The 14,213-nt window shown below is 45.1% G+C and carries 11 protein-coding genes; 5 read left to right on the top strand and 6 right to left on the bottom strand.

Translation table 11 applies throughout. The annotated features are described in order from the left end of the window. Positions 1-59: 59 nt before the first annotated feature. Together ACMXYR_RS03170 and ACMXYR_RS03165 are read right to left on the bottom strand one after the other, a co-directional pair. On the bottom strand, positions 60-680 hold the full coding sequence (locus tag ACMXYR_RS03170; RefSeq protein ID WP_415902882.1) for an L-threonylcarbamoyladenylate synthase: 621 nt from the start codon (positions 678-680) through the stop codon (positions 60-62). Positions 681-752: 72 nt separating this feature from the next. Beyond that, on the bottom strand, positions 753-1,589 hold the full coding sequence (locus tag ACMXYR_RS03165) for a PHP domain-containing protein (RefSeq protein ID WP_415902881.1): 837 nt from the start codon (positions 1,587-1,589) through the stop codon (positions 753-755). A gap of 72 nt (positions 1,590-1,661) precedes the next feature. On the opposite strand from ACMXYR_RS03165, the gene ACMXYR_RS03160 reads away from it, so the two are divergent. From ACMXYR_RS03160 to ACMXYR_RS03150, 3 genes are all read left to right on the top strand, one after another. Further along, the gene (locus ACMXYR_RS03160; RefSeq protein WP_415902880.1) at positions 1,662-2,210 is read left to right on the top strand and encodes a septation protein A; all 549 of its coding nucleotides are present in this window, start codon (positions 1,662-1,664) and stop codon (positions 2,208-2,210) included. An 11-nt stretch (positions 2,211-2,221) separates the two neighbouring features. Continuing rightward, the gene (locus ACMXYR_RS03155) at positions 2,222-2,521 is read left to right on the top strand and encodes a YciI family protein (protein WP_415887038.1); all 300 of its coding nucleotides are present in this window, start codon (positions 2,222-2,224) and stop codon (positions 2,519-2,521) included. Between the two features lie 228 nt (positions 2,522-2,749). Next, complete coding sequence (locus tag ACMXYR_RS03150; protein ID WP_415902879.1) at positions 2,750-3,343, top strand: OmpA family protein; 594 nt, start codon at positions 2,750-2,752, stop codon at positions 3,341-3,343. A gap of 123 nt (positions 3,344-3,466) precedes the next feature. Here the strand turns inward: ACMXYR_RS03150 and purL are convergent, their stop codons facing one another. Then, a complete protein-coding gene (purL, locus tag ACMXYR_RS03145) occupies positions 3,467-7,369 on the bottom strand; it encodes a phosphoribosylformylglycinamidine synthase (RefSeq protein ID WP_415902878.1) in 3,903 nt (1,300 codons plus the stop codon). Between the two features lie 108 nt (positions 7,370-7,477). On the opposite strand from purL, the gene mltF reads away from it, so the two are divergent. Next, positions 7,478-8,956: a membrane-bound lytic murein transglycosylase MltF gene (mltF, locus tag ACMXYR_RS03140; protein ID WP_415902877.1), complete on the top strand. Its 1,479-nt coding sequence runs from the start codon at positions 7,478-7,480 to the stop codon at positions 8,954-8,956. Positions 8,957-8,970: 14 nt separating this feature from the next. Here the strand turns inward: mltF and tadA are convergent, their stop codons facing one another. The 3 genes from tadA to guaB all read right to left on the bottom strand — a co-directional run bounded on the left by tadA (position 8,971) and on the right by guaB (position 12,685). Beyond that, a complete protein-coding gene (gene tadA / locus ACMXYR_RS03135) occupies positions 8,971-9,468 on the bottom strand; it encodes a tRNA adenosine(34) deaminase TadA (protein WP_415902876.1) in 498 nt (165 codons plus the stop codon). A gap of 74 nt (positions 9,469-9,542) precedes the next feature. Further along, positions 9,543-11,123: a glutamine-hydrolyzing GMP synthase gene (guaA, locus tag ACMXYR_RS03130; protein ID WP_415902875.1), complete on the bottom strand. Its 1,581-nt coding sequence runs from the start codon at positions 11,121-11,123 to the stop codon at positions 9,543-9,545. Between the two features lie 92 nt (positions 11,124-11,215). Further along, the gene (gene guaB, locus ACMXYR_RS03125; RefSeq protein ID WP_415902874.1) at positions 11,216-12,685 is read right to left on the bottom strand and encodes an IMP dehydrogenase; all 1,470 of its coding nucleotides are present in this window, start codon (positions 12,683-12,685) and stop codon (positions 11,216-11,218) included. 165 nt (positions 12,686-12,850) lie between these two features. Here guaB and xseA point away from each other — a divergent pair, with 165 nt between their 5' ends. After that, complete coding sequence (gene xseA, locus ACMXYR_RS03120) at positions 12,851-14,212, top strand: exodeoxyribonuclease VII large subunit (protein WP_415902873.1); 1,362 nt, start codon at positions 12,851-12,853, stop codon at positions 14,210-14,212. Position 14,213: the final 1 nt, after the last annotated feature.

The following is a 14,213-nucleotide window of genomic DNA, read 5'->3' as shown; positions in this document are numbered from 1 at the left end:
ATTATCTTTATAGCCGATAAATAATCAAGGATAAATATTTTTACAAAAATAAAAATAGATTAACTAAAATCACTTATATCTCCCGCACCCTGCCTAATAATTTCTGGCGCATCTTCGACCAAGTTAATTACACTCGTAGCCTCCATACCACAGTAGCCTCCATCAATTACGAGATCCACTTGATGCTGCAATAATTCACGCATTTCATAGGGATCCATCAGCGGCATATCTTCACCCGGCAGTATTAATGAAGTACTCATAATAGGTTCGCCCAAAGCCTCTGTTAGCGCTAAGGCAATTGCATTATCTGGAACCCTTATCCCAATCGTTCTTCGTTTCGGGTGCAATAAACGCCTAGGTACTTCTGATGTCGCTTTTAAAATAAAGGTAAAAGCCCCCGGAGTATGAGACTTCAATAATCGATAACAAGAATTATCCACCTTGGCATAGGTACTTATTTCACTCAAATCTCGGCACACCAAAGTAAAATTATGCTTATCACTCAATTGCCGAATACGCTTTATACGCTCCAAAGCAGTCTTATCACCAAGGTGACAACCCAATGCATAGGCGCAGTCCGTAGGATAGATAACCACACCACCCTTATTAATTATTTCAACCGCTTGAGAAATCAAACGTGCTTGCGGGTTTTCTGGATGTATTTGAAAAAATTGGCTCACTATCACACGCCTTATATAAAATTATTCTTATACAGAATATTATTTAACAAATAACTAAATGCGACAATTTTTTTAGTTCAATAATCTTTCAAGAACATGCCGCCCCTCTACCCTAATCGGAGGATACTTACCTAAATCTGTCCACCCTTGGGAGGGTGCGTGAAAATCGCTACCTGCAGAAAGTAACAAATCATTTTCTTTTGCAATTCTAAGTAAATGATAATGATGATCAGGAGTTATCCCCGGATAAGAAACTTCTAATGCCTCTCCACCACACTTTACAAAATCAGCAATAACTAAACGTAGCTTAGTAAATGTCATCTTATACTTTGTTGGATGCGCTAAAATAGCAATACCACCAGCAGCTTTGATCACACTTACAGTCTCAGAAAGTTCGGGCCACGCCATTTTGACATCACCTTTCTTGCCAATGCCTAAATATTTTTTAAAAGCTTGCTGCTCATTTGCAACCGCACCTTGCTCTCGCAAAGCACGCGCAAAATGGGGACGACCAATACTCCCCTCCCCAGCCAACTGTTTAGCTTGATCAAAAACATCAGGCAACCCCATAGAAACTAGCTGCTGACTCATTTTTTTAGATCGCTCTATTCGAAGATTAGCCAAATTTGAAAGATACAAGTTTAAACAGTCTGATTCTAAATCAACTCCTAACCCTACAATATGAATAACTCGCCCATTCCAAAGGCAGGTTAGCTCCGTACCTGAAATAATCTTAATTTCTGAAGAGTTTTCTGCCTGCAAAGCTTTAACTCCAGCCACCGTGTCATGGTCTGTCAAAGCAAGGACATCAATATTATTATTTTTTGCTAACCCCAGTAACTCTATAGGGGACAAGGCACCATCTGAAGCAGTAGAATGACAATGCAAATCGTAGTGTGGTAATTCCATATTTTTCACTCTATCTATAAAGAGCTATAACGTTCTTTGTATTTTACCTTAAACGGACTGATTTAAACGACCATGAAGCTTTTACTCGATTTTTTACCCATCATTATCTTTTTCATCGTCTACAAGGCAACAAACGACATCATTCTAGCCACCGCAATTCTAATACCGGCTACGCTGCTGCAAATGCTGTACACATGGATCAAAACACACACAATCGAAAAGATGCAGCTCGTTACTCTGGTTTTAGTTGTTCTATTAGGTGGAGCAACCGTTGCCTTCCAAGATAAAACGTTCATCCAATGGAAGCCTACCGTTGTTAACTGGTTATTCGGACTGGCCTTTTTAGGCAGCCAATTTATCGGTCAAAAAACGATTGTTGAACGACTTATGGGGAGTAATATTTCCCTCCCCGCTTTCGCCTGGAAAAACCTTAATATAGCTTGGGTTATATTTTTCCTTCTAATGGGCATTATCAATCTATTTGTTGCCTACAGTTTTAGCGAAGAAATTTGGGTTAACTTTAAATTATTCGGCATGCTTGGTCTCACCCTTGTCTTTATTATTGCACAAGGCTTCTACCTATCACGCCATATTGAAAATACAGAAAATAACGATCAGTAGCAGGAGACCTTATGTTTTACGCTATTATTTCCGAAGATATTGAAAACAGCCTAGAAAAGAGACTGGCTGCCCGCCCAGACCACCTAGCGAGACTGAATCAACTTAACGACGAAGGCCGTTTACTTATTGCAGGCCCTCACCCTGCCATTGATAGTGAAGACCCAGGCGAAGCTGGCTTTAGCGGTAGCTTGGTTGTTGCTGAATTCAACTCACTAGAAGAAGCGCAAGCCTGGGCTGACAAAGATCCTTATATAGAAGCAGGGGTATATGCCAAAGTGGTAGTAAAACCCTATAAAAAAGTATTGCCATAACAACAGAATCAAGAAAAAATCTAAAACTAAAGTACACAAATTGCATTCAGAAATAGAAATCTATCTATATCAGCCAGTCAAGAATAGCGGCTTTTATCCGACAATAGTCAAAAGATGGTACAAAATATTGGAATGTTTATACTATGTTCAGCTTAGAAAAGTTGTAATAAGCAGATTATTTCATACAATTCTAAGAACAGAACCCCAATCGTATTTAAGGACAGCAAAATGAAAAAATTCGCAATTGCTTCAGGCCTAGTAATGGCTATGGGTTTGGCTACTGGCGCACAGGCGCACCCAGACAACGCTGGTTACTGGGACGAAACTCCAAACGCAACTGTTTGGAAAACTGGTTCGGGCGGCTGCTGGCGTCACGGCTTCTGGGAAGAAGCTAATGCTATCGAAGGTTGTGAAGGCTACCAAGCTCCAGCTGCTCCTGCTCCAGAGCCTGCTCCAGCACCAGCTCCAATGGCGACTGTTGAGAAGCACATCGTATACTTTGACTTCGACAGCGCTAATGCTGGCGATGTAAGCGACATTTCTGACTATGTTAACTCTCTGAAATCAGTTACTAGCGTAAACCTAGTCGGTCACGCTGACCGTATCGGTGCAAGTGCATACAACGACGCTCTATCTATGAAGCGTGTAAATGCTGTTTCTGAAGCACTACAAGCTGGCGGTGTTAGCAGCTCTGTAATTAGCACGGGTTACATGGGCGAAAACGCTCCTGCTAAATCCTGCGATGGCCATCGCGGCACTAACTTGATCGATTGCCTACGCGCTAACCGCCGCGTAGAAGTAGAGATCTCTGGTACTAAGTAATTTCTTACGACCTTTATAAAAAAGGCGCTCATTGAGCGCCTTTTTTTTCATCGTTTTGCCTTTCCCTTAAATTACGAGCAATAAAAAAGGCAGCCTTGGCTGCCTTTTTATACAATATAGGAATTAACCTACCCAAACCCGCGCATTGCGGAACATGCGCATCCACGCACCATCCTCAGACCATTCATCTGGCGCCCAACTGTTAGTTACAGTACGGAAGACACGCTCCGGATGCGGCATCATAATAGTCACACGACCGTCAGTAGTTGTAACACCTGTAATACCTTCTGGTGAACCATTCGGGTTCGCAGGGTAAATCTCTGTAGGCTGACCGTAGTTATCCACATAACGTAGAGCCACTGTATCAGATGACTTAAGTCCCGCTAGGTGCGTTTCATCTTTGAATTCTGCTCGACCTTCGCCATGCGCCACAGCGATTGGCATACGAGAACCCGCCATACCCTGCAAGAACACAGATTTAGAATCTTGAACTTCTACCATAGCAACACGCGCTTCAAACTGCTCTGAAACGTTACGTACGAAGTGAGGCCATAAGTCAGAACCAGGAATCAATTCATGCAAGTTAGACAGCATCTGACAACCGTTACAGATACCTAATGCAAACGTGTCTTCACGGTTAAAGAACTGCTGGAATTGATCACGTGCACGTACGTTAAATAGGATCGATTTAGCCCAACCTTCACCTGCACCCAACACGTCACCATACGAGAAGCCACCACAGGCAACCAGACCTTTAAACTGATCAAGCTCAACGCGACCAGAAAGGATATCACTCATATGGACATCAACAGCTGCAAAACCAGCACGGTCAAACGCCGCGCCCATTTCAATCTGACCGTTTACACCCTGCTCACGAACGATAGCCATCTGCGGGCGTGCACCCGTCTGAATAAATGGTGCAGCAACGTCTTCATTCTGATCAAACGTAAGTTCAGCATTCAGACCTGGATCTTGTTTATCAAGAATACGATCAAATTCTTGTTGCGCACACTCAGAGTTATCACGCAGAGATTGAATCTGGTAAGACGTTTCTGCCCACCAGCGCTGAAGCTGCGCACGGGACTCAGAATAGATCTCTTCCTCATCGAAGTGGAAGCGAATCTCATCATCCAAATTAGTAGAACCTACAACCTGAGCAATATCACCAAGACCGGCTGCATTCAGCTCAGTAAGAACCACTTCTAAGCTATCACGCTTAACCTGAATAACGGCACCTAGCTCTTCAGCAAACAATGCTGCAGCCAACTCACTCTCTTCACCAGCGAGCATATCTAGATTTAGATCTACGCCAGTTTTACCAGCAAATGCCATCTCAGCGATCGTCGCAAATAGACCGCCATCAGCACGGTCATGGTATGCAAGGATTTGACCTTGCTCGTTCAGTTCTTGAATCGCTGCAAAGAACGCTACAAGTTGCTCTGGCTGATCAACATCAGGAACATCTTGACCGACTTCGTTATAAACCTGAGCTAATGCAGAAAGACCAATACGGTTTTTACCATTACCTAGATCCAAAAGAATCAGGTCAGTTTCACCTTGATCAGTGCGTAACTGAGGCGTCAATGTTTTACGCGCATCTGCTACAGGGGCAAAGCCTGTAATAATCAAAGACATCGGCGCAGTTACAGATTTTTGTTCGCCTTCATCTTCCCACACGGTACGCATAGACATGGAGTCTTTGCCTACAGGAATAGTGATACCCAACTGCGGACACAACTCCATACCCACAGCTTTTACAGTGTCATATAATTTTTCATCTTCACCTGGGTGGCCAGCAGCACACATCCAGTTTGCAGACAGTTTAATGTCTTTAATGTCACCAATACGAGCAGACGCGATGTTAGTAACAGTCTCACCAATCGCCATACGACCAGACGCAGGAGAGTCAACCAATGCAAGCGGGGTACGCTCACCCATTGCCATCGCTTCACCTGTATATGTATCGTAAGCAGCAGTCGTTACCGCACAGTTAGCCACAGGAACCTGCCATGGACCAACCATTTGATCACGCGCTACTTGACCAGTAATCGAACGGTCACCGATAGTGATCAAAAAAGACTTAGAAGCTACCGCAGGCAGCTTCATTACACGCTCAGCCGCATCTTTAAGATCGATCGAACTCGTATCGAAAGAAGGTACTTCGTATGCTTTACGTTCTACAAAACGGTGCATTTTTGGCGGCTTGCCAAACAACACGCTCATAGGTAGATCAACTGGCTTATTCTCGAAGTGAGTGTCACCTAATGTTAGGTGCATCTCTTCAATCGCTTCACCTACAACAGCGTATGGGCAGCGCTCACGTTCACAGATCGCTTCAAAGCGAGCCATATCAGCTGGAGCCACCGCCATAACATAACGCTCTTGCGCTTCGTTACACCAGATAGCCAACGGCGACATACCTGGTTCATCGTTGTTTACATTACGTAGTTCAAAGTTAGCACCGCGATTGCCATCACCTACCAATTCAGGGAAAGCATTGGAAAGACCGCCTGCACCTACGTCGTGGATAAATGCGATAGGGTTTTCATCACCCAACTGCCAGCACTGGTCGATAACTTCTTGGCAACGACGCTCTAGCTCAGGGTTATCACGCTGCACAGATGCGAAATCTAGATCTGCAGTAGAAGAACCCGAAGTCATAGAAGATGCAGCACCACCGCCTAGACCAATCTGCATCGCAGGACCACCAAGGCAAATCAGCTTAGCGCCTACTGGGATTTCGCCCTTTTCAACGTGCTCATCACGAATATTACCTAAACCACCCGCAATCATTATTGGCTTGTGGTAACCGCGAACTTCTTCACCCGCAGCACCGTTTACTTTCTGTTCGAAAGTACGGAAGTAACCCGTTAGCGCAGGACGACCAAATTCGTTGTTAAATGCAGCACCGCCAATTGGGCCTTCGATCATGATATCCAGAGGAGTGACAATACGCTCTGGCTTACCGTATTTAGATTCCCATGGCTGTTCGAAGCCAGGAATATTTAGATCAGACACTGTGAAACCAGTAAGGCCAGCTTTCGGCTTAGAACCTTTACCAGTCGCACCTTCATCACGAATTTCACCACCTGAACCCGTCGCTGCACCCGAGTGAGGCGCAATTGCAGTTGGGTGGTTATGAGTTTCAACTTTCATCAGAATCTGAATATCTTCCTGATTGTAGCTGTACTCTTTACTATCCGGTTTTGGGAAGAATCGACCCGCTTTAGAACCAACCATTACCGCAGCGTTATCTTTATACGCCGACAGTACGTTCTCGCCACCCATTTCATTGGTGTTACGAATCATGGCAAACAGCGATTTCTCCTGCGCTTCGCCATCGATATCCCATGAAGCGTTAAAGATCTTGTGACGGCAGTGTTCAGAGTTCGCCTGAGCAAACATCATCAATTCAACATCTGTCGGATTCCGATCTAGCTCAATAAAGCTTTCAACTAGGTAATCAATCTCATCTTCAGCCAACGCTAGGCCAAGATCTGTATTCGCTGCAACCAACGCTTCACGACCGCCACCCAAAATATCTACAGTCGTCAGTGGCTTCGGCTCTTCTTCTAAGAAAAGCGCAGACGCGTCATCTATACTTGGCAATACAGCTTCAACCATGCGATCGAACAATGCAGCCTGCACAGCTTCTACTTCAGCATCAGTAAGATCTTTCGATGCTTGAACGTAGTACGCGATACCACGCTCCAGACGCTTGATCGCTGATAAGCCACAGTTGTGAGCGATATCAGTTGCCTTCGACGACCAAGGCGATATAGTGCCCGGGCGAGGAACAACTAAAAACAGCTGACCCGCTGGCTCCTGAGCCTCAGCTTTTGGTCCGTAACGTAAAATACGTTCCAATACTTTTTGCTCATCGTCCGATAAAGCTTGTGACAAATCGGAAAAATGCATAAATTCAGCATATAGACCTGTTACAGCAGGAACTGAAGACTGAATAACGGTAAGTAACTTTTCATGACGAAAAGCAGAAAGAGCAGGTGCTCCGCGCAGTGCCAGCATCTCTAATAGAGCCTCTTGATAGCTGCAAATATAAAGCAGTAGTTACAGGAGAAATATAAGTAGTGAATTTTACCGAAACAGCCAGTTGGATACCAGAAAAGCAGTACGATGTTTGATATTAGTCGCAAAAAAGATGCAGCATATGCTCTGGTTATTTTTCTTTTGCTCTGTATTCCGGGCTTATTGAGCTGGAATAGCAAAACCCAGCTAGGCGCGATCATAGAATCTGGCGCGATAAAACTCGTTACACGTAACTCACCGAACACTTATTTTATTGAAAAAGGTAAGCCAGCAGGTTTTGAATACGATTTAGCCAAAGCTTATGCCGACCATCTTGGAGTAGAACTCGAATTGGTTCTTCCTGATGATTTCAGCTCTATTTTCACGACGATGAGCGCACGCGATGGTCATATTGCGGGCTCTATGCTTACGATCACCGATGAACGACGAGAAAAGTTTGAGTTTACCCAACCCTATCTCAAAACCACGACAACACTGATATACCGCCAAACCAAAGGCAAGAAAGCACCCAAAGACATTTCCGACCTTCTTAAACCCGGTAAAAAATTAGTCGTATTAGCCAACAGCAGCCATGCAGAACTTTTACAAAGCCTAAAAGCTCCATATCCAGAACTAACTTGGGACGAAACCAGTACCTATTCATCTACAGAGCTGATGGAACAAGTTCAAAATAAAGAGATCGACTACACCGTCGTTGATGCTGTTACTTTCGATAGCCAAAAAACTTTTTTTCCTGGCCTTAAAAAAGGCTTTGATTTGGACGAGCCGCAACCTCTAGCCTGGATGCTTTCACCTCATCACGACCAAACCTTACGCGATTCGATTAATCGCTTCCTAGCCCTTGAAAGTACACAGAAACTGATCGAATCACTAAAAGAAAAATATTTTAATCGCAGCAATCCACTTAATTTCTACGACACCACGACATTCAAGAAAGACATGCTCACACGCTTTCCTAAGATCGAACAGTATTTCCTTATGGCCGAACAGGAAACAGGCATAGACTGGCAGTTATTAGCATCCATTGCCTACCAAGAATCTCACTGGGATCCAAAAGCAGTCTCCCCTACAGGCGTCAAAGGGATCATGATGCTAACCAATGCTGCAGCTAAAGAGGTTAATGTCACCGACCGGACAGACCCCATGCAAAGCATTATCGGCGGTGCTCATTACCTTGTAATCGTAAAGAAGAAAATTCCAGATCGTATTCCTGATCCCGACCACTTATGGTTCGCACTCGCAGGTTACAACGTAGGATACGGTCATTTAGAGGATGCGCGTGTATTGACCTCAAGAGCCGGTCTAAACCCAGATAAGTGGGATGATGTAAAAAGACACCTTCCGCTACTTACTCAAGAAAGACATTACAGCACTGTCCGTTACGGCTATGCACGCGGTTACGAACCTGTGCACTATGTCAGTAATATTCGAAAATACATGAAGCTACTTAGCTGGGAGATGCAGGTTCTCCAAACCAAGCGCCAAGATGAAGAAGCGGACCTAAACCCGGACCATGAAAGCTGGAATAAAGGACAAGTAGTCGAGGATCTTCTACCCGCCCTGTAGTTAACTCTAAATAGCTAACTCTGTTTCTTAGCTAATTTTTCGGCCTTGATTTCGGCACGACGACGCTTGAAGAACGCACTAATTTTTTCGCTGCAACGCTCAGCTAACACACCAGCCTCAACCTCTACGCGATAATTCATCCAAGCCTGATCAAGCAGTTGACCATTACTCTGAACAGCTCCAGCTTTAGCTTCAACCGCCCCAAAAACAACACGACGAATACGAGAATGAACAATCGCCCCAGTGCACATAGTACAAGGCTCAATCGTTACATAGAGATCCGCACCGACCAGCCTGTAGTTACCGACATTAGCCGCCGCATCCCTCAGCGCTAGTATCTCAGCATGTGCAGTTGGATCATGACCACTGATCGGCTGATTCCAGCCCCTACCAATTATCTCACCATCCAAAACAACGATAGCACCAACTGGCACTTCGTTAATTTCTTCGGCTCGATCCGCCAGCAGTAAAGCCTCTTCCATCCAGAGCTCATCTGTCTCTCGCTGATCCATTCACCTTTCTCCAAACACTAAAAAGCCTGCACAAAAGCAGGCTTTTTATCATAACAATTCAGCTTAAAGAATACTTATTCCCACTCAATTGTTGCAGGCGGCTTAGAGCTCACATCGTAAGTAACACGAGATACTTTAGGGATCTCATTGATAATACGGCTAGATACAGTTTCTAGCAGCTCATATGGTAGGTGAGCCCAACGCGCTGTCATAAAGTCGATTGTCTCTACCGCACGAATAGCAATAACGTATTCGTAACGACGACCATCACCTACAACACCTACAGATTTAACCGGTAGGAATACCGCAAATGCCTGACTTGTCTTGTGGTACCAATCAGCTTTATGCAGCTCTTCAATGAAGATCGCATCCGCTTCACGCAAGATATCAGCATATTCTTTCTTAACTTCACCCAGAATACGCACGCCTAAACCAGGGCCTGGGAACGGGTGACGGTAAACCATATCGTATGGAAGACCCAGCTCAAGACCCAGCTTACGCACTTCGTCCTTAAACAGCTCACGTAGCGGCTCAACTAGCTCAAACTGCATATCTTCAGGCAGACCACCCACATTGTGGTGAGACTTAATCACATGCGCCTTACCCGTCTTCGCAGCAGCAGACTCAATTACGTCTGGGTAGATCGTACCCTGCGCTAGGAAGTTAACATCAGTTAGCTTAGTCGCTTCGTCATCGAATACTTCAATGAAAGTATTACCGATAATCTTACGCTTCTTCTCTGGGTCGTTTTCACCTTCCAAACGACCTAGGAATAGATCTTCAGCATCAGCACGGATAACGCGAACACCCATGTTCTTAGCGAACATGTCCATTACCTGATCGCCTTCCTGCTTACGCAGAAGACCGTTATCAACAAACACACAAGTCAGCTGATCGCCGATGGCCTTATGAAGCAATGCTGCCACAACCGAAGAATCAACGCCGCCAGATAGACCTAGAAGAACTTTCTGATCACCTACCTGCTCGCGTACTTTTTCGATCTGGTCTGCAATGATGTTTGCAGAGTTCCATAACGCTTCAGTACCACAAATCTCAACAACAAAACGCTCAAGGATACGACCACCCTGTTTCGTGTGTGTCACCTCAGGGTGGAACTGAACACCAAAGAACTGCTTCTCAGGATTGCACATTGCTGCAATCGGAGCAGATTCAGTCGATGCAATTACTGCAAAGCCTTCTGGCAGCGTAGTAACTTTATCGCCATGGCTCATCCATACATCTAGAGAGAGAGCACCATTGTTTGCAACGTGATCTTCAATACCTTCAAGTAGACGGCTTGGGCTGCTTTCTAAACGAACCTGGGCATAACCAAATTCACGCTTATCGGATGTAGAAACTTCACCGCCCATCTGAGCAGCCATAGTCTGCATGCCGTAGCAGATACCCAACACTGGCACATCCAGGTTAAATACAACCTCAGGTGCACGAGGTGAATCACCTTCAGTAACAGACTCTGGACCACCAGCAAGGATGATACCTTTAGGTGCAAACTCACGGATATCGTCTTCAGACATATCCCAAGCGTGAATTTCACAGTAAACACCGATTTCACGTACACGACGTGCAATCAACTGCGTGTACTGAGAACCAAAATCTAAAATCAGAATTCGTTGAGCGTGAATATCTTTGGTCATAACCTTCAATCTCTTCACTTTGCGACATTAGCGTCGCCGCAAAAAAAAAAGGGGGCGGATTCTATCCACCCCTCTTTTCAGAGTTTATTTACTTAGCTTACGCGGTAGTTTGGCGCTTCTTTAGTGATGCTCACATCGTGAACATGACTTTCGCTCATACCTGCGTTGGTGATACGTACAAACTGCGGAACTGTACGCATAGTTTTAATATCGCCACTACCGGTGTAGCCCATCGCAGCACGCAAGCCACCTACTAACTGGTGAACTACGCCGCCCATTGGACCTTTACAAGGTACACGACCTTCAATACCTTCTGGCACCAACTTCTCAACGCCTTTAGACGCATCTTGGAAGTAACGGTCAGAAGAACCTGAAGATTGACCCATTGCACCTAGAGAACCCATGCCACGGTAAGACTTGAATGCTCGACCTTGGAATAGTTCAACTTCACCTGGCGCTTCATCAGTACCCGCTAGCATAGAACCAACCATGATCGCAGATGCACCCGCAACAATCGCTTTAGCTAGATCACCAGAGAAACGCACACCACCGTCAGCGATAACTGGAACACCACGTTCAGCCATAGCAGTAGCAACATTAGCTACAGCACTGATCTGAGGCACACCAACACCTGCAACGATACGTGTAGTACAGATAGAACCAGGGCCGATACCAACTTTAACACCATCAGCACCTGCATCGGCTAGCGCAATTGCTGCTTCAGCAGTAGCAATGTTACCGCCAATCACTTGTACCTGTGGGTAAGTCTCTTTAACCCAAGCAACGCGATCGATAACTCCTTTAGAGTGACCGTGCGCGGTATCAACAATAACTACATCAACACCAGCTTTAACAAGTGCAGTTACACGATCTGGTGTTTCAGGACCAGTACCAACTGCAGCACCAACGATCAAACGACCTTTAGCATCTTTAGCAGCATTAGGATGAGACTGAGCCTTATTCATATCCTTAACTGTCATCATACCTTGTAATTTGAAGGCATCATCAACAACTAGGATTTTTTCAATACGGTGCTTACGAAGCAGATTGCGAACTTCATCAGGGTCTACACCCTCTTTTACTGTTACCAAACGCTCTTTTGGCGTCATGATAGAAGCAACAGTCGCATCTAGCTTACGTTCAAAACGGAAATCACGGTCAGTCACAATACCAACCAGATCGTCGCCATCAACAACAGGGAAGCCGGAGAAACCAACTTCAGCAGACAGCTGACGTAGTTCACCTACAGTCATAGTAGAGCTGCAAGTTACAGGGTCACTTACAACACCTGCTTCATATTTTTTAACGCGACGAACTTCAGCAGCTTGCTGCTCAATTGTCAGGTTCTTATGGATGATCCCGATACCGCCTTCCTGCGCCATAGCTATAGCCAAACCGGATTCAGTCACGGTATCCATAGCAGCAGAGACCAAAGGAATATTCAGTTGAATACCTTTAGTCAGTTGAGTTTTCAGTGAAACGTCCTTTGGCAGTACTTCAGAGTAGCCCGGAACCAGCAACACATCGTCAAAAGTGAGTGCTTCCTCAGCAATTCGCAACATTCTTTGCCAGCCTGTGTAGTAAGTAAAATTTAAACGGGAAATTATACAGAAATTAGCCTTTTGTCTCAATCTAAAACTTGTAAATTACAAGGTAATTACGGGCTAGTTTTCATTTTTTTTGCTTTCGGATGCAGGAACGCGAATAGATCGTTTAATATGAGGGCCATGCAGAACTCAAATAGCTTTAAATCTGGCACTCAATCCCATGCGATCAGTGTCTCGGAACTAAATAGGCAAGCACGCACTTTGCTTGAACGATCATTTCTTACTATTCAAGTGGAAGGCGAGATCTCTAACTTTGTTCGCCCTAGTTCTGGCCACTGGTATTTCACTCTTAAAGATGACAAAGCCCAAGTGCGCTGCGCCATGTTTAAGAACCGCAACCAAGTGTTAAGCAAGCAACCCAAACAAGGGGACAAAGTTATTGTCCGCGCTAAAGTTAGCTTGTATGAAGGGCGTGGCGACTATCAATTAATCTGCGACTTCCTAGAACCCGCTGGCAGCGGTCAACTTCAAGTTGCTTTTGAAGAGCTAAAGAACAAACTCTTGAAAGAGGGTTTGTTTGACAGCAAACAAAAACAAGCGCTTCCGGAACACCCCAAACACATTGGCATCGTCACCTCACCTACAGGTGCGGCAGTACACGATATTTTAACGGTGCTAAAAAGGCGCTTCCCTGGCTTGCCCGTCACTATTTATCCGACAGCCGTGCAAGGCGAAGATGCCCCGCAACAAATCTGCAAAGCGATAATTCTGGCTGAAGCGCATCAAGTTTGTGACGTTCTCGTCGTGGGACGCGGCGGAGGCTCACTTGAAGATCTGCAAGCTTTCAACAACGAACAAGTTGCACGCACTTTATTTGACTGTGAAATACCCACTATCAGTGCTGTAGGACATGAAGTTGATGTGGTCATTACGGACTTTATAGCCGATATCCGCGCAGCAACCCCCTCCGCTGCTGCAGAATTAGTCAGCCCAGACCAACAAGAGCTACAACTACGCTTAAATCAGCTCAGCCTTCGACTTAAGCGCCAACAAAAGCAACAGCTTTTTACCGCCAAGCAGCAACTTTCAAATCTACAAAGTCGATTGCGCCATCCTGGCCAGATTTTAAAAGAGCAAACTCAACGCTTAGATCATGTAGAGCTAAAACTGAACAATCAAATCAGACGCATCCTCGCGCAAAAGCAGATCAAATATCAGCAATTGGAAGGTCGCTTAAAGGCTCAATCACCTGAACAGCTGTTGCTGCGCAGGGAAGAACAGCTCCAAGCGCTGTATCAACGCCTTAAGCAAGCATGCCAATCAAGTTTAAAAAGTCAGCAATTAAAGCTTTCTTCGCTGGCGAGCCAGTTACAAACTGTTAGCCCACTTGCTACGCTAGAGCGAGGCTACTCCATCACCAAAGATAGTGACAAAAAAGTTATTCAATCAGCCTCTGATGTTGTCAGCGGACAAAAAATAGAAGTTCAATTACACAAAGGACAACTTCACTGCAGCGTAGATGAAGTCATCACGGAACATTAAT

The organism is Neptuniibacter sp. QD29_5 (genome assembly GCF_047778125.1).
Taxonomy (GTDB): domain Bacteria; phylum Pseudomonadota; class Gammaproteobacteria; order Pseudomonadales; family Balneatricaceae; genus Neptuniibacter.
The sequence above is the reverse complement of the archived record's forward strand: the minus strand, read 5'-3'. Positions and strand labels throughout refer to the sequence as shown.